Origin of the sequence: Neisseria sp. HMSC061H08, from assembly GCF_001836795.1 — a bacterium.
Lineage (GTDB): Bacteria > Pseudomonadota > Gammaproteobacteria > Burkholderiales > Neisseriaceae > Neisseria > Neisseria subflava_A.
This window is the reverse complement of the sequence record NZ_KV830562.1, coordinates 19,239-35,373: the sequence shown is the minus strand read 5'-3', so window position 1 is coordinate 35,373 and position 16,135 is coordinate 19,239. Positions and strand designations below refer to the sequence as shown.

The following is a 16,135-nucleotide window of genomic DNA, read 5'->3' as shown; positions in this document are numbered from 1 at the left end:
AGTATGATGTAGTAATTAACCACATTTTTGTCATGTAAAAAATGGGCGTTTTGCCGGTGCCCTGGCGAAACATATAATGGAAAAACTATTTAGGAGGCGAATCATGTTAATGTTGAAAAATTTAGGTTCCGCACTGGCGGCAGTTGCCGTATTGGGTTTGGGTGCTTATTCTGCCGAGGTGGCAGCCAAGCCGCATGGCCCTCATGTGAATAAACACCAGCCAGCGAAGAAAAACAAATTGCATCCTGCTTGCAAGAGATACCTTGAGCGTCGTGCCGCTTGGTATCGCTATAAGGGCAACAAGGCCGAGTTGAGGGAAAACCATAAAGCGGCAAAAGCGTTCCGCGGTTTGCCTTATGCCGAGCAAAAAATCCAATGCCAAGCCGCTTATCAGGCATTTGATGATTTTGATCACGGCAAATTCCGCCGCCGTTAATCGTCTGATTTAAACAAAGGCCGTCTGAATGTTTCAGACGGCCTTTGATATTTATTTCTCAACAATGATTTTGTTTTCGGCTTGAGGCTCGTATTGGGTGGATTCATCACCGTAATACAACACGCCCAGCTTGATGGGGATGCGGCCTTGCGATTTGCGGTGGGCATTGGAGTCGCGCAGGGAGTAGGCGCAACCGCAATATTCTTGTTGGTAGAAATGCTCGCGCTTGCTGATTTCAATCATGCGTGCGCTGCCGCCGCCTTTGCGCCAGTTGAAATCCCAATAAACCAAGTCATCGTACGGCTCTGCAGCGCGATGGCCGCAGCCGTTGATCTGTTTCATGTCTTTCCAGCGTGAAATGCCCAGTGAGCTGGTGAAAACATGAAAGCCGTTTTCATGGGCATATTGTGCCGCTTTTTCAAAACGCATATCGAAACACATGGTGCAGCGGATACCGCGTTCGGGTTCAAATTCCATGCCTTTGGCTTTGACAAACCATTCTTTGCGGTCGTTTTCGTAGTCGTCGTCTTTATCGACAAAAGGGATGCCGAATTTGTCCGCAAAGCGCATGTTTTCTTCTTTGCGCAACATATATTCTTTGTGCGGATGGATATTGGGGTTGTAAAAATAAATGGTGTAGTCGATGCCGCTGGCAAGCATGGCTTCCATCACTTCGCCGGAACATGGGGCGCAGCAGGAATGCAGCAGGACTTTTTTATGGCCGCCGGGCGGAACGAGAATAGGGCGGTCAATATCGGTAACGATAGGTGTGGTTTTTTCGGTCATGGTTGTATTCTATTTTTGATATTTTTTTCAGACGGCCTTTATCTCTGAGGCCGTCTGAAGGGGTTGAAATCTATTTGTCTATTTTAACAGAGCAATACTTTATGGAACAGATTGTTTCTGTGTTTCTTTTTCGTTTAACGGTTTGAAATCTTTAGCGTCCGGCAGCGGTTCGGCAAAGATGGCGTCGGGATTGTGGTGCGCTGCAAATTCTGTCAGCAGGTTGCGGTAGTCCAACGATTGCTTCATCAGTTCGGCAGCGCTGGTACGCAGGTTGTCCACATCTTCCGGCGGCAGATAAAAACTGGTCGGAATGTTCAATACTTTTTCCCTCAACTCGGAAGGAGGGAGGTCTTTGAGGTTGAGGCTGACGAAGGAGAAGCTGATGCCGTCGGTTTGTTTGTCTTTATTCCACTGATCGACGAAGGCACGGAAACGGCGCAGGGATTCTTGCGAGTTTTGGTCAATGGGGATATTGACGATAGAGGAGACGACATCGCGGAAACCGGGAACGGCCGCGGTTTTGTCCAAATTGCTGCTGACTTGGTTTTGCGCATTGACGTTGATGACGACGATATGGCGGATGTTGTTTTGCAGGATTTTGTTTGTTAGGATTTTTTCTGGGTACATTTCCGTCATATCCAAAAGGCTGCGCATACCCAGATTGTCGGTCAGGCCGCCGTCTATCAGGTGGATGTAGGGTCGGTTTTTCCCGTCTGCGTATTTTTGGAAGCGCTCGTAAAATTCTTTTATGGTGCGGCTTTGTTGTCTGCCTGTTTTGCTGTCGTCTGCATCTTCGATTTTGATCGGCGGTGTGTAGTTGCAGCGTCCGCCGTTGTTGTTTAGGGTAATCGGTGCAAACACCATAGGCACGGAGCTTGAAGCAGCGACAGCGCGGGCAAGTCGCAAGTCGCCTAAGTTGATACACATCGGGTCGAAATATTCTTGCGTGAAATTGAAACGCTCGCCTATGCCCATATCGGTGGCGGAAATGATGGCAAACGGGCCTTTGGCATTTTTTTCTAAATCGCGGAAAGTGGTTTTGCCGAAAAGGTAGTTTTCAAACTGCTCCTGTAACAGATCGCCGCGTCCGTATTCAGGCGAGGCCAGTCGGGGAAGGTTGGACATGGAAAATGCTTGTTTGACAACTTGGCGTTGGAAGTTTTGGTGGAGAAAACGTTTGTAAAACAAGGGAATAGTTTCTTCGCCCTTGAGTGCAAAATAAGCCGCCAAAACCGAACCGCCGGATACGCCGACCACCACATCGACATTCGACATCAAAGACTGTTTTTTACCGCCGATGGTAATCTGTTGCTTATGAAGTTGCTCCAACACGCCATAACCCAAGGCCGCCGCGCGTGTACCGCCGCCGGAGAACATCAACACAATAAGCGTATCGTCTTCGTCGTTGCGCTGAAGCCGGCTGGTTTCAAAGCGGTAGCCGCGTTGCAGGTCGACCGTATCAATACCGGCAACAGGCTGATATTTCACCAGCGAGCAGGCGGACAATAGGGCTGCGGAGAGCAGGGAAAGGGCGGATTTAAAAGGGAATTTCGGCATAAACACAGGAAAGTCGGTTGTTCATTCAAAACGGATTATAAAGGTTTTCAGACGGCCTTTATAGAAGGCAGACTTTCAGACGGCCTTTTTGCGTCGATTTTCCGTTATAATCGACACAATCTTTATCTTTCCAAACCCTTATGGCGCAACCAAACCGCATCAACCACGAACCTATCTTTCTGCTTGCTTCCGCCCCGTGGCGCGAGAGCAGCTTGTGGGTGGAGGCTTTCAGCCGCCGTTATGGGCGGGTGGCTTTGTTGGCCAGAAGCGCGCGCAAACGGCAGAGCGAATTGCGCGGCGTGTTGGTGCCGTTTGTGCCGGTGAGCGCATCTTGGTATGGTTCGCAAGAGTTGAAGACCCTGCATCGCGCCGAATGGATAGGCGGGTGGCCGCAGCCGCAGGGCAGGGCTTTGTTCAGCGGATTGTATGTGAACGAGTTGATGCTGAAGTTGACCGTCCGCGAAGACCCGTTGCCCGAGCTTTACGATGTTTTGGCAGAAACCATGAAAACCATTTGTTGCGAGGCCAACCATATTGCCGCTTTGCGCCGTTTTGAGTGGTCGCTGTTGACACGCTTGGGCTTTGCCCCTGATTTGTTTCATGACGGCAACGGCAATGAAATCAATGGCGAAGAAACATATTGGCTCACACCGGAAGAGGCTGTGGTTCCCCTAGCCGAGGCCAACCGTTTCCATGCGCTCAATAAGGGCGTTGCCGTATTGGGCGCGACTTTAATCGATTTGAGGGAAGGTAGTTTCGTTCATCAGGAAAGTCTGGGGCAGGCTTTGAAAGTAACGCGGCTTTTGATTGACAACCTTCTCCCCGAGGGCATCAAATCTCGGCAGGTTTTGCAGCAGTTGCAACAGTTTGGTTTGGGCAGTTGAATTTTTTCAGACGGCCTTTGATAGGTAATGACTCAGGCCGTCTGAAACCTTAATGAAAGGACATTATTATGTTGTTAGGCGTAAACATCGACCATATTGCCACCGTCCGCAATGCGCGCGGTACGATTTATCCCAGCCCTGTCGAAGCGGCGCTGATTGCGGAAACCCACGGCGCAGATTTGATTACCATGCACTTGCGTGAAGACCGCCGCCATATTAAAGATGCGGACGTGTTTGCCGTTAAAAACGCCATCCGCACGCGCCTGAATTTGGAAATGGCGCTGACGGAAGAAATGCTGGAAAACGCGCTCAACGTCATGCCGGAAGATGTGTGCCTCGTACCTGAAAAACGTCAAGAAGTGACCACAGAAGGCGGTTTGGACGTATTGGCGCAACAGGATAAAGTGGCCGAGTTCACCAAAATCCTGACCGACGCAGGCATCCGCGTGTCCTTGTTTATCGATGCCGACAACGCGCAAATCCAAGCCGCTTATGATGTCGGCGCGCCCGTTATCGAATTGCACACCGGCGCATATGCCGATGCACACAGCCACGCCGAGCAAATAAAACAATTCGAGCGCATTCAAAACGGCGCGCATTACGCCAGCGATTTGGGTTTGGTCGTCAATGCCGGACACGGCCTGACCATTCACAACGTTACGCCGATTGCTCAAATCCTCGCCATCCGCGAACTGAACATCGGCCATTCGCTGATTTCCCAAGCACTCTTCCTCGGCCTGCCTGAAGCAGTCCGCCAGATGAAGGAAGTCATGTTCAGAGCCAGAATGTTGCCTTAATGGCATTAGCTATACCGGCTAAGGAGATTTGCTTTGGCCGGTATCCACACTTTCAGACGGCCTGACTATTTAAACAAGGAGCAGACCCATGATTTACGGAATTGGTACAGACATTGTTTCCCTCAAACGCATTATCCGCCTGAACAAAAAATTCGGACTGGCATTTGCGCAACGCATTCTCAGCCCGGAAGAGCTGTTGGAATTTCCGCAGGCAGGCAAACCGGTCAACTATCTTGCCAAACGCTTTGCCGCCAAAGAGGCTTTTGCCAAAGCCGTCGGTACGGGCATACGCGGCGTGGTGTCTTTCCGCAATATCGGTGTCGGGCATGATGTATTGGGCAAACCTGAATTGTTTTTTGCACCGGCTTTGACCAAATGGCTGGAAGAGCAGGGTATCAGCGGTTGTCATCTGAGCATGAGCGATGAAGAAGATACCGTCATGGCTTTTGTCATTGCGGAAAAATAAGGCCGGATTTAAGTATTCTGAAAGATAAAATCCTTTTCAGACGGCCTGAAGGGTTAGATATTTGTTGAAAGTCGGGCGTATGGGCCCGACATCGTTTTTTTACGCATAAATCGGCAGGTGTCGCCGCCTGCCTCATATAAGAATAATCTCATGATGACTGAAGACACACGTCCATTGGTGCAAGTGGTTGCCGGGATTTTGCTCGACAAAAACGGCCGCTACCTGCTCAGTTCCCGCCCCGAGGGCAAACCGTATGCCGGCTATTGGGAATTTGCCGGCGGCAAGGTGGAAGCCGGTGAAAGTGATTTTCAAGCCTTGCAACGCGAGTTTGAAGAAGAACTCGGCATCCGTATCCTCGCCGCTACGCCGTGGCTGACGAAAGTCCATTCCTACGAACACGCACATGTACGTCTGCATTTTTTATGGGTGGAAGCCGACCAATGGACGGGCGAAATCCAATCGAGGGAAGGGCAGAAATGGGCATGGCAGAAGGCAGGGGATTTTACCGTTGCGCCGATGTTGCCTGCCAATAGCGCATTATTACGTTCCCTATCCATTCCGCGCCAGCTTCAAGGCCGTCTGAAAAGCGGATTTATCGGTCAAAACAGCATGGGCGAATATCATGTTGTGCCGTATCTGTCGGCTCAGCATCAAACCGCATCTGCTGCATTGTTGGATTTTGCCGATTGGCAACAAGGCAAACCGATAGAAGCACCCAGCGTGTGGCCAATCATTGAAAACGCCGCACAATGGCAGCAGGTGCAAAATGCCGATGCTGTCGTTTGGAAAGTAGCGAATGAAGCGGCAGCCAAGCAAGTTGTCGATATTTTGGCGCAAGGCGTGCCTATGCCGCTGATTGCAGCTGCGCCGGAAAGTATGGTTTCCATTTATCGCGAACAGTGGCAGAGCATGGGTGTGCATGCTGTTTTGACCGATAATGACATTGAGGCCGTCTGAAATGAGTAAAAATCAAAAACTACTGATTGCCGCTGTCTTACTGATTGTGTTTGCGGCGGCCAAACTGCTGCTCTTGGATTGGTGGCAGCAACAGCAATCAAAAACGAAAGTAGTCGAATGTAATTTGACACAAGGCTGCGTCCTGCCTGACGGTTCAAAAGTGCGTGCAACATCCATCAATACGCACGAGCCATTTGATATTGTGGTGGAGAATGTCCCGAAGAATACGGGCGCGGTCAGTATCAGTTTCAGTATGAAAAACATGGACATGGGCTTCAACCGCTACAACCTGACGCAACAATCGCCGCAAAGTTGGCAGGCTGCGCAAATCCGCTTGCCATTTTGCGTCGAAGGCCGCCATGATTACACTACCGACATTACCATTGGCAAACAGACTTTTCAGACGGCATTTAGTGCAGAGTAGTCATCATGCAAAGGCCGTCTGAAAATTTAAAGGCAAAAATTTTAATTTTTTCAGAAGGTATATTTAAAAGTTCTTTATAAATGAATCAATTATAAATTATTTTTAGACAGATTGTTTACAATTATTCTGACTATCAGCCAAAAGTACAAAACGGACAGAAGCTAGGCCACACAAGGATTTGATGTGGTGCAACCTGTCCGTTTTTTACATTTGTTGCAAAAAAATCGTTTATTAATAACTGAATTTTTTATAATTTTTTTGAAAAAAGTGTTTGACAAGACCGGTTTTATTTTTTAAATTTGTTTCCATAAATAAAAACTACATCGCACTACAAAGGAACATCATCATGAATCTGTATCAAACCACTCTCTCTTGTTATAGATTTTCTCCCATCTCTGCCGCTCCCGTCGCCGCCAGCTTATTGGCAGTCCCGACGGTCTGAAGGCTCTCAACCCGAATCCAGTTTCCGTATTCCTACAAACGCTTCGGGTTTTAAAATATCTGTATCCCCAACAGCATTCATATACTGATTAATAAAAATTAAAAAACGTATACCTTCGCTTCAGCCTTATTGTATTTATTATTTTTGATAACTATTTGTATTTATTGATTTTAAATTTTCAGATGGTTGATGATTGAAATTTTACAGGCCGTCTGAAAACAGTTTTTAGAACGATTGTTTCTTTTTAAACGGTTCGTTTCAAGTTGTGAAAAAACTGAGCCGTCCGATTAATACTGAAAAAAAGTCTATAAAGGAGAAATATGATGAGTCAACACTCTGCCGGAGCACGTTTCCGCCAAGCCGTGAAAGAATCGAATCCTCTTGCCGTCGTCGGTTGCGTCAATGCTTACTTTGCACGATTGGCCACCCAAAGCGGTTTCAAAGCCATCTATCTGTCTGGCGGCGGCGTGGCAGCTTGCTCTTGCGGTATCCCTGATTTAGGCATCACCACAATGGAAGATGTGCTGATCGACGCACGACGCATTACGGATAACGTGGATACGCCTTTGCTGGTGGACATCGATGTGGGTTGGGGCGGGGCATTCAATATTGCCCGTACCATTCGCAACTTTGAACGCGCTGGTGTTGCAGCGGTTCACATCGAAGATCAGGTAGCGCAAAAACGCTGCGGCCACCGTCCGAACAAAGCCATTGTATCTAAAGATGAAATGGTCGACCGTATCAAAGCTGCCGTCGATGCTCGCGTTGATGAAAACTTTGTGATTATGGCGCGTACCGATGCGCTGGCGGTAGAAGGTTTGGATGCCGCTATCGAACGCGCTCAGGCTTGTGTCGAAGCCGGTGCAGACATGATTTTCCCTGAAGCCATGACCGATTTGAAAATGTACCGCCAATTTGCAGATGCAGTGAAAGTACCTGTATTGGCCAACATTACCGAGTTTGGTGCTACACCGCTTTATACGCAAAGCGAGCTGGCTGAAAACGGCGTGTCGTTGGTTCTGTATCCGCTGTCATCATTCCGCGCAGCAAGCAAAGCCGCTTTGAATGTTTATGAAGCGATTATGCGCGATGGCACTCAGGCTGCAGTGGTTGACAGTATGCAAACCCGTGCCGAGCTGTACGAGCATCTGAACTATCATGCCTTCGAGCAAAAACTGGATAAATTGTTTCAAAAATAAGTAACCGCTTTCAGACGGCCTTTCAACAAATCCGCATTGGCCGTCTGAAGAAATAAAACCCATAAAAATACAAAGGAGAAATACCATGACTGCAACTACGCAAACCCCGACTTTCAAACCTAAAAAATCCGTTGCGCTTTCCGGCGTTGCGGCCGGTAATACCGAATTGTGTACCGTTGGCCGTACCGGCAATGATTTGAGCTATCGCGGTTACGACATTCTGGATTTGGCACAAAAATGCGAGTTTGAAGAAGTCGCCCACCTGCTGATTCACGGTCATTTGCCCAACAAATTCGAGTTGGCCGCTTATAAAACCAAGCTCAAATCCATGCGCGGCCTGCCTATCCGTGTGATCAAAGTTTTGGAAAGCCTGCCTGCACATACCCATCCGATGGACGTGATGCGTACCGGCGTATCCATGCTGGGTTGCGTTCATCCTGAACGTGAAAGCCATCCGGAAAGTGAAGCGCGCGACATCGCCGACAAACTGATCGCCAGTCTCGGCAGCATCCTGCTGTACTGGTATCAATATTCGCACAACGGCAAACGCATTGAAGTTGAAAGCGACGAAGAGACCATCGGCGGTCATTTCCTGCACCTGTTGCACGGCAAACGCCCAAGCGAATCACATATCAAAGCCATGCACGTTTCACTGATTCTGTATGCTGAACACGAGTTCAACGCTTCTACCTTTACCGCTCGCGTGATTGCTGGTACAGGCTCTGATATGTACTCCAGCATTACCGGTGCAATCGGCGCGCTGAAAGGTCCAAAACACGGCGGCGCGAACGAAGTGGCTTACGATATTCAAAAACGCTACCGCAATGCCGACGAAGCCGAAGCCGACATCCGCGAACGCATCGGCCGTAAAGAAATCGTGATCGGTTTCGGTCATCCGGTGTACACCATTTCCGACCCTCGCAACGTTGTCATTAAAGAAGTGGCACGCGGTTTGAGCAAAGAAACCGGCGATATGCGCCTCTTTGACATTGCCGAACGCTTGGAAAGCGTGATGTGGGAAGAGAAAAAAATGTTCCCGAATCTGGACTGGTTCTCTGCCGTTTCCTACCAAAAATTGGGCGTACCGACCGCTATGTTCACACCGCTGTTCGTGATTTCCCGTACAACCGGTTGGAGCGCACACGTTCTCGAGCAACGCAAAGACGGCAAAATCATCCGTCCGAGCGCAAACTACACAGGCCCTGAAGATTTGGCATTCGTGGAGATTGAAAACCGCTAATACGCGTAACAGTAGGGTGGGCCGCCAGCCCGCCCCATCTCGAAATGCCGTTTGAAAACAATGAATAAATTAAGTTTTCGTTTTTCGACGGCCTAGTGCAGTATGCGAGAGAGAGAGCCGGCCGTTTGGAAAACATGCTGCTCTGCTGTCGTCATTCCCATACAGGCAGAAATTCAAAAGTTGAAATGTTCTGCTGTAAAGAGTGCTGAAAGATTTAAGTTTGGATTTCCGTCTATACGGGAATGATGGTAGCGGAGCAGCAATTTTTTTTTCATACCGCGAATAGATTTCAGACAACAAGCAATAAAACAGAATTTATGGTTTCAGACGGCCTGAAGGTCCGAATCAACAGGCCGTCTGAAACCCCAAAACCAAAAAAAGAATAGATTTTAGGAGAACCGACATGACTGCCAACCAACGCTACCGCAAAGCTTTACCCGGTACGGATTTGGAATATTACGACGCGCGTCAGGCGTGTGAAGATATCAAACCAGGCTCTTACGACAAGCTGCCTTATACAAGCCGCATCTTGGCTGAGAACTTGGTCAACCGCGCAGACAAAGTCGACCTGCCTACGCTGCAAAGCTGGCTGGGTCAGCTGATTGAGGGAAAACAGGAAATCGATTTCCCTTGGTATCCGGCGCGCGTGGTGTGTCACGATATTCTGGGTCAGACAGCGTTGGTGGATTTGGCAGGTCTGCGCGATGCGATTGCCGAAAAAGGCGGCGATCCTGCCAAAGTGAATCCTGTGGTGCAAACCCAGCTCATCGTCGACCACTCTCTGGCCGTTGAATGTGGCGGTTACGATCCTGATGCTTTCCGCAAAAACCGCGAAATCGAAGACCGGCGTAACGAAGACCGTTTCCACTTCATCAACTGGACAAAAACCGCCTTTGAAAATGTGGACGTGATTCCAGCGGGCAACGGCATTATGCACCAAATCAACTTGGAAAAAATGTCGCCGGTTGTCCAAGTCAAAAACGGCGTGGCGTTTCCCGACACCTGCGTCGGTACTGACTCACATACGCCGCACGTCGATTCACTGGGCGTGATTTCCGTAGGCGTGGGCGGTTTGGAAGCCGAAACCGTGATGTTGGGTCGTGCCTCCATGATGCGTCTGCCTGATATTGTCGGCGTTGAGCTGACCGGTAAACGCCAGCCAGGCATTACTGCCACCGACATCGTGTTGGCACTGACCGAATTTTTGCGTAAAGAGCGCGTGGTTGGCGCATTTGTCGAATTCTTCGGCGAGGGCGCAAGAAGCCTGTCCATCGGCGACCGTGCCACTATTTCCAACATGACCCCTGAGTTCGGCGCGACTGCCGCGATGTTCGCTATTGATGAGCAAACCATTGATTATTTGAAACTGACCGGTCGCGACGACGCGCAAGTGAAATTGGTGGAAACCTACGCCAAAACTGCAGGCTTGTGGGCAGATGCCTTGAAAACCGCCGTTTATCCTCGTGTTTTGAAATTTGATTTGAGCAGCGTAACGCGCAATATGGCAGGCCCAAGTAACCCCCATGCCCGTTTTGCGACTGCCGATTTGGCCAGCAAAGGCTTGGCTAAACCTTATGAAGAGCCTTCAGATGGCCAAATGCCTGACGGTGCAGTGGTTATTGCCGCAATTACTTCATGTACCAATACTTCCAATCCGCGCAACGTTGTAGCCGCCGCGCTGTTGGCACGCAATGCCAACCGCCTCGGCTTGAAACGCAAACCTTGGGTGAAATCTTCGTTTGCCCCGGGTTCAAAAGTAGCCGAAATCTATTTGAAAGAAGCAGGCCTGCTGCCTGAAATGGAAAAACTCGGCTTCGGTATCGTTGCCTTCGCATGTACCACTTGTAACGGCATGAGCGGCGCGCTGGATCCGAAAATCCAGCAGGAAATCATCGACCGCGATTTGTACGCCACTGCCGTATTGTCAGGCAACCGAAACTTCGACGGTCGTATCCATCCGTATGCGAAACAGGCTTTCCTCGCTTCGCCTCCGTTGGTCGTTGCCTACGCGCTGGCAGGCAGCATCCGTTTCGATATTGAAAACGACGTACTCGGCGTTGCAGACGGCAAAGAAATCCGCCTGAAAGATATTTGGCCTACCGATGAAGAAATCGATGCCATCGTTGCCGAATATGTGAAACCGCAACAATTCCGCGACGTTTATATCCCGATGTTCGACACCGGCACAGCGCAAAAAGCACCAAGCCCGCTGTACGACTGGCGTCCAATGTCCACCTATATCCGCCGCCCGCCTTACTGGGAGGGCGCACTGGCAGGGGAACGCACATTGAGAGGCATGCGTCCGCTGGCGATTTTGCCCGACAACATCACCACCGACCACCTCTCGCCGTCCAATGCGATTTTGGCCAGCAGTGCTGCAGGCGAATATTTGGCGAAAATGGGTTTGCCTGAAGAAGACTTCAACTCTTACGCAACCCACCGCGGCGACCACTTGACCGCCCAACGCGCCACCTTCGCCAATCCGAAACTGTTTAACGAAATGGTGAGAAACGAAGACGGCAGCGTACGCCAAGGTTCGTTGGCACGCGTTGAACCCGAAGGTCAAGTGATGCGTATGTGGGAAGCCATCGAAACCTATATGAACCGTAAACAGCCGCTCATCATCATTGCCGGTGCGGACTACGGTCAAGGCTCAAGCCGCGACTGGGCTGCAAAAGGCGTACGCCTTGCCGGCGTGGAAGCGATTGTTGCCGAAGGCTTCGAGCGTATCCACCGCACCAACTTGATCGGTATGGGCGTGTTACCGCTGCAGTTCAAACCAGGCACCAACCGCCACACCCTGCAACTGGATGGTACGGAAACCTATGATGTTGTCGGCGAACGCAAACCGCGCTGCGACCTGACCCTCGTGATTCACCGTAAAAACGGTGAAACCATCGAAGTTCCGGTTACCTGCCGCCTAGATACCGCAGAAGAAGTGTTGGTATATGAAGCCGGTGGCGTGTTGCAACGTTTCGCACAAGACTTTTTAGAAGGAAATGCAGCGTAAGGTAAATCGGGCATAGTCAAAATGTCCGGGCTACGCTCAAAAAGGTTTTCAGACAGCCTCGAATGTTTGAGGGGTCGTCTGAAAAAACCATACTAAAAATACAAAGGAGAACTCGAAATGCCGCAAATTAAAATTCCAGCCGTTTACTACCGCGGCGGTACATCTAAAGGCATTTTCTTCAAACGTACCGATCTGCCGGTCGCTGCGCAGGAGGCAGGCGAGGCACGCGACAAAATCCTCTTGCGCGTACTTGGCAGCCCAGACCCTTACGGCAAACAGATTGACGGTTTGGGCAACGCCAGTTCGTCCACCAGCAAAGCCGTAATTTTGGACAAATCCGAACACGCCGATCACGATGTCGATTATTTGTTCGGACAAGTTTCCATCGACAAACCTTTTGTCGATTGGAGCGGCAACTGCGGCAATCTGACCGCCGCCGTGGGCGCATTTGCCATCGAACAAGGCTTGGTCGATAAATCCAAAATCCCTTCAGACGGCCTGTGTACTGTCAAAATCTGGCAAAAAAACATCGGCAAAACCATTATTGCCCATGTGCCGATGCAAAACGGCGCAGTTTTGGAAACAGGCGATTTTGAGCTTGACGGCGTAACGTTTCCGGCAGCCGAAGTACAAATCGAATTTCTTGATCCGGCCGACGGCGAAGGCAGTATGTTCCCAACCGGTAATTTGGTCGATGAAATTGATGTGCCGAATATAGGCCGTCTGAAAGCCACGCTTATCAATGCCGGCATTCCAACCATTTTCCTGAATGCCGCAGATTTGGGCTACACAGGCAAAGAGTTGCAAGACGATATCAACAACGATGCCGCGGCTCTGGAAAAATTTGAAACCATTCGCGCGTATGGTGCGCTGAAAATGGGCTTAATCAGCGACGTATCCGAAGCCGCCACCCGCGCCCATACTCCGAAAGTCGCTTTTGTCGCCCCTGCGGCCGATTACACCGCTTCAAGCGGTAAAACCGTCAAAGCTGCCGACATCAACTTATTGGTGCGCGCGCTGAGCATGGGCAAATTGCACCATGCGATGATGGGTACCGCTTCAGTTGCCATCGCTACCGCCGCCGCCGTGCCCGGAACGCTGGTCAACCTTGCAGCCGGAGGTGGAGCGCGTAAAGAAGTCCGCTTCGGTCATCCGTCAGGCACACTGCGTGTCGGTGCCGCCGCCGAATGTCAGGACGGACAATGGACGGCCACCAAAGCGGTCATGAGCCGTAGCGCACGCGTGATTATGGAAGGACAAGTCCGAGTGCCGGAAGATTGCTTTTAAGTTTTCAGATGGCCGCAGCATTAAACAAGGCCGTCTGAAAACCAAATAAGCAGATTTTAGTCAGGTAGCGATACCTGCAATGGAGATTAGGATTGGGCATGAAGCCTGACTAAACACCAAACCAAAGGCAATCTGGAAAGCTCTCAAATGTTTTTGCTTTTTTCAGACGGCCTGAAGCCAAAAAAACAATCAAAATTCAAAGGAGAAACACCATGTCCAACCAACTCATTCTTGTTCTGAACTGCGGCAGCTCTTCACTCAAAGGTGCCGTTATCGACCGTAAAAACGGCAAAGTTCTTCTGAGCTGTCTCGGCGAACGCTTGGGTACGCCCGAAGCAATCATTACGTTCAACAAAGACGGTAAAAAATGCCAAACTGCTTTGACCAGCCGTAACGACCACGCCGGTGCAGTAGGCATGTTGCTGAAAGAACTGGAAAAACATGGTCTGCACGACCAAATTAAAGCCATCGGCCACCGCATCGCACACGGCGGCGAAAAATACAGCGAATCTGTTTTGATCGACCAAGCAGTCATGGACGAACTCAATGCCTGCATTCCGCTCGCTCCGCTGCACAACCCTGCCAATATCAACGGTATTTTGGCCGCACAAGAACATTTCCCGGGTCTGCCCAATGTCGGCGTGATGGATACTTCGTTCCACCAAACCATGCCGGAGCGTGCCTACACTTATGCCGTTCCGCGTGAATTGCGTAAGAAATACGCTTTCCGCCGCTACGGTTTCCATGGTACCAGTATGCGTTACGTTGCCCCTGAAGCCGCTCGCATCTTGGGCAAACCGTTGGAAGACATCCGCATGATTATTGCCCACTTAGGCAACGGCGCATCCATTACCGCCATCAAAAACGGCAAATCCGTTGACACCAGTATGGGCTTCACGCCGATCGAAGGTTTGGTAATGGGTACACGCTGCGGCGACATCGACCCGGGCGTGTACAGCTATCTGACTTCCCATGCCGGTTTGGATGTTGCCCAAGTTGATGAAATGTTGAACAAAAAATCAGGATTGCTCGGTATTTCCGAACTTTCCAACGACTGCCGTTCTTTGGAAATCGCGGCGGACGAAGGTCATGAAGGTGCGCGTTTGGCCCTGGAAGTCATGACCTACCGCCTTGCCAAATACATTGCTTCGATGGCTGTGGCTTGCGGCGGCGTTGACGCGCTCGTGTTTACCGGCGGTATCGGCGAAAACTCGCGCAACATCCGTGCCAAAACCGTTTCTTATCTTGATTTCTTAGGTCTGCACATCGACACCAAAGCCAATATGGAAAAACGCTACGGCAATTCAGGCATTATCAGCCCGACAGGTTCTTCTCCGGCTGTTTTGGTTGTGCCAACCAATGAAGAGCTGATGATTGCCCACGATACGGCACAGTTGGCAGGATTTTTGGAAGAAGTAGGCTAGGGTAGTGTAAATAAAAAAGTGCGGATTCATCATCCGCACTTTTTCATTGCATCTCAAATCAAGCCACTTGGGTTTGATGCTCGTCGCCGTTGCGTTCACGAATAACGCCCAAACGATAAACGGTTTCGCCTTGTTCGCTCAAGAATGCCTGTACCGCATCGGCATCTTCTTTGGCAATGATAACGACCATGCCGATACCGCAGTTGAACGTACGGTACATTTCTTGGGTTTCCACATTGCCCGCTTTTTGCAGCCATTGGAACAATTTAGGCAATTCCCACGCTTTGGCATCGATTTGCGCAACGGTATTTTCAGGCAAAATGCGAGGTACGTTTTCGGTAATGCCGCCGCCGGTAATGTGGGCCATGCCTTTAATGGTAAATTTTTCCAAAGCGGCAAGAATAGGTTTCACATACAGGCGGGTAGGAGCGATGATGGCTTCGCGCAAGGTTTTGCCGTTGTCGAATTCCGCGTCCAAATCAGGATTGTCGCGCTCGATGATTTTGCGTACCAAGGAGTAGCCGTTGGAGTGTGCGCCGTTGGAAGCCAAGCCCAAAACAACATCTCCGGCCTGAATGCTGCGGCCGTTAATCACGCGTTCTTTTTCGACCACGCCGACGGCAAAACCGGCCAAGTCGTATTCGCCTTCGGGATACATGCCCGGCATTTCGGCAGTTTCACCGCCAATCAAAGCGCAACCGGATTCTTCGCAACCTTGAGCAATACCTTTAATCACATCAGTCGCGCGGGCAACATCCAGCTTGCCGCAAGCGAAATAGTCCAAGAAGAACAAAGGTTCTGCACCTTGAACCAAAATGTCGTTGACGCTCATGGCAACCAAATCGATGCCGACGGTATCGTGTTTGTCCCAGTCGAATGCCAGTTTCAGCTTGGTGCCGACGCCGTCCGTACCGGAAACCAATACCGGATTTTTGTATTTCTTGCCGATTTCGACCAAAGCGCCGAAACCGCCCAAATCACCCAACACTTCAGGGCGCATAGTACGTTTGGCAAAAGGTTTGATGTTTTCGACCAGTTGATCGCCTGCGTCGATATCCACGCCTGCGTCACGATAGCTCAAAGAAGTGCTCATTGGATTTCCTTATTCGGGTATGGGTAGATTGTCGGAGCGTATTTTATCTTAAATTGGAGGATTCAGGCTGAATTTTTTGGCGTTATTGTTAACAATTTTATTTTGCCTTGATTGGTGCCGCACTTTCAGACGG

Annotated in this window: 14 protein-coding genes; 11 read left to right on the top strand and 3 right to left on the bottom strand. The window is 50.1% G+C overall.

Features of this window, described 5'->3' with window-relative positions:
• Nucleotides 1-103: 103 nt before the first annotated feature.
• Nucleotides 104-436 (top strand): stress response protein, encoded by a 333-nt coding sequence (locus HMPREF2675_RS04210; RefSeq protein WP_070608983.1) that lies wholly within the window; start codon nucleotides 104-106, stop codon nucleotides 434-436.
• 51 nt (nucleotides 437-487) lie between these two features.
• On the opposite strand, the gene HMPREF2675_RS04205 is transcribed toward HMPREF2675_RS04210, so the two are convergent.
• Nucleotides 488-1,222 carry an epoxyqueuosine reductase QueH gene (locus HMPREF2675_RS04205; RefSeq protein ID WP_070608985.1) on the bottom strand — a complete coding sequence of 245 codons (735 nt, stop codon included), beginning with the start codon at nucleotides 1,220-1,222 and terminating at the stop codon, nucleotides 488-490.
• A gap of 99 nt (nucleotides 1,223-1,321) precedes the next feature.
• A complete protein-coding gene (locus tag HMPREF2675_RS04200) occupies nucleotides 1,322-2,779 on the bottom strand; it encodes a patatin-like phospholipase family protein (RefSeq protein ID WP_070814164.1) in 1,458 nt (485 codons plus the stop codon).
• 140 nt (nucleotides 2,780-2,919) lie between these two features.
• Between HMPREF2675_RS04200 and recO the strand changes: the two genes are divergently transcribed.
• The 10 genes from recO (at nucleotide 2,920) to HMPREF2675_RS04150 (ending at nucleotide 14,909) form a co-directional block, all read left to right on the top strand.
• Nucleotides 2,920-3,663, top strand: a complete 744-nt coding sequence (gene recO, locus HMPREF2675_RS04195; RefSeq protein WP_070814163.1) for a DNA repair protein RecO — start codon at nucleotides 2,920-2,922, stop codon at nucleotides 3,661-3,663.
• A 68-nt stretch (nucleotides 3,664-3,731) separates the two neighbouring features.
• On the top strand, nucleotides 3,732-4,460 hold the full coding sequence (gene pdxJ, locus HMPREF2675_RS04190) for a pyridoxine 5'-phosphate synthase (RefSeq protein WP_070814162.1): 729 nt from the start codon (nucleotides 3,732-3,734) through the stop codon (nucleotides 4,458-4,460).
• Nucleotides 4,461-4,548: 88 nt separating this feature from the next.
• Nucleotides 4,549-4,926: a holo-ACP synthase gene (acpS, locus tag HMPREF2675_RS04185; protein WP_070814161.1), complete on the top strand. Its 378-nt coding sequence runs from the start codon at nucleotides 4,549-4,551 to the stop codon at nucleotides 4,924-4,926.
• Between the two features lie 153 nt (nucleotides 4,927-5,079).
• The gene (locus tag HMPREF2675_RS04180) at nucleotides 5,080-5,883 is read left to right on the top strand and encodes an NUDIX domain-containing protein (RefSeq protein WP_283122359.1); all 804 of its coding nucleotides are present in this window, start codon (nucleotides 5,080-5,082) and stop codon (nucleotides 5,881-5,883) included.
• Nucleotide 5,884: 1 nt separating this feature from the next.
• Nucleotides 5,885-6,307, top strand: coding sequence for a hypothetical protein (locus HMPREF2675_RS04175; protein ID WP_070711957.1), 423 nt, complete (start codon nucleotides 5,885-5,887; stop codon nucleotides 6,305-6,307).
• A 765-nt stretch (nucleotides 6,308-7,072) separates the two neighbouring features.
• A complete protein-coding gene (prpB, locus tag HMPREF2675_RS04170; protein WP_070814160.1) occupies nucleotides 7,073-7,948 on the top strand; it encodes a methylisocitrate lyase in 876 nt (291 codons plus the stop codon).
• 85 nt (nucleotides 7,949-8,033) lie between these two features.
• The gene (gene prpC, locus HMPREF2675_RS04165) at nucleotides 8,034-9,188 is read left to right on the top strand and encodes a bifunctional 2-methylcitrate synthase/citrate synthase (RefSeq protein ID WP_070814159.1); all 1,155 of its coding nucleotides are present in this window, start codon (nucleotides 8,034-8,036) and stop codon (nucleotides 9,186-9,188) included.
• 403 nt (nucleotides 9,189-9,591) lie between these two features.
• Nucleotides 9,592-12,198, top strand: coding sequence for a Fe/S-dependent 2-methylisocitrate dehydratase AcnD (gene acnD / locus HMPREF2675_RS04160; RefSeq protein ID WP_070814158.1), 2,607 nt, complete (start codon nucleotides 9,592-9,594; stop codon nucleotides 12,196-12,198).
• A 117-nt stretch (nucleotides 12,199-12,315) separates the two neighbouring features.
• Entirely contained in the window at nucleotides 12,316-13,485 is a 1,170-nt protein-coding gene (gene prpF / locus HMPREF2675_RS04155) for a 2-methylaconitate cis-trans isomerase PrpF (protein ID WP_070814157.1), read from the top strand.
• A gap of 212 nt (nucleotides 13,486-13,697) precedes the next feature.
• Nucleotides 13,698-14,909, top strand: coding sequence for an acetate kinase (locus HMPREF2675_RS04150; RefSeq protein WP_070814156.1), 1,212 nt, complete (start codon nucleotides 13,698-13,700; stop codon nucleotides 14,907-14,909).
• A 58-nt stretch (nucleotides 14,910-14,967) separates the two neighbouring features.
• Here the strand turns inward: HMPREF2675_RS04150 and purM are convergent, their stop codons facing one another.
• Entirely contained in the window at nucleotides 14,968-16,002 is a 1,035-nt protein-coding gene (gene purM / locus HMPREF2675_RS04145; protein WP_070814155.1) for a phosphoribosylformylglycinamidine cyclo-ligase, read from the bottom strand.
• Nucleotides 16,003-16,135 lie beyond the last annotated feature (133 nt).

Excerpts from the sequence above, each read along its gene's own strand:
- HMPREF2675_RS04210 (WP_070608983.1), top strand. The coding sequence starts at position 104 with ATGTTAATGTTGAAAAATTTAGGTTCCGCACTGGCGGCAGTTGCCGTA.
- HMPREF2675_RS04205 (WP_070608985.1), bottom strand. The coding sequence starts at position 1,222 with ATGACCGAAAAAACCACACCTATCGTTACCGATATTGACCGCCCTATT.
- HMPREF2675_RS04200 (WP_070814164.1), bottom strand. The coding sequence starts at position 2,779 with ATGCCGAAATTCCCTTTTAAATCCGCCCTTTCCCTGCTCTCCGCAGCC.
- recO (WP_070814163.1), top strand. The coding sequence starts at position 2,920 with ATGGCGCAACCAAACCGCATCAACCACGAACCTATCTTTCTGCTTGCT.
- pdxJ (WP_070814162.1), top strand. The coding sequence starts at position 3,732 with ATGTTGTTAGGCGTAAACATCGACCATATTGCCACCGTCCGCAATGCG.
- acpS (WP_070814161.1), top strand. The coding sequence starts at position 4,549 with ATGATTTACGGAATTGGTACAGACATTGTTTCCCTCAAACGCATTATC.
- HMPREF2675_RS04180 (WP_283122359.1), top strand. The coding sequence starts at position 5,080 with ATGACTGAAGACACACGTCCATTGGTGCAAGTGGTTGCCGGGATTTTG.
- HMPREF2675_RS04175 (WP_070711957.1), top strand. The coding sequence starts at position 5,885 with ATGAGTAAAAATCAAAAACTACTGATTGCCGCTGTCTTACTGATTGTG.
- prpB (WP_070814160.1), top strand. The coding sequence starts at position 7,073 with ATGAGTCAACACTCTGCCGGAGCACGTTTCCGCCAAGCCGTGAAAGAA.
- prpC (WP_070814159.1), top strand. The coding sequence starts at position 8,034 with ATGACTGCAACTACGCAAACCCCGACTTTCAAACCTAAAAAATCCGTT.
- acnD (WP_070814158.1), top strand. The coding sequence starts at position 9,592 with ATGACTGCCAACCAACGCTACCGCAAAGCTTTACCCGGTACGGATTTG.
- prpF (WP_070814157.1), top strand. The coding sequence starts at position 12,316 with ATGCCGCAAATTAAAATTCCAGCCGTTTACTACCGCGGCGGTACATCT.
- HMPREF2675_RS04150 (WP_070814156.1), top strand. The coding sequence starts at position 13,698 with ATGTCCAACCAACTCATTCTTGTTCTGAACTGCGGCAGCTCTTCACTC.
- purM (WP_070814155.1), bottom strand. The coding sequence starts at position 16,002 with ATGAGCACTTCTTTGAGCTATCGTGACGCAGGCGTGGATATCGACGCA.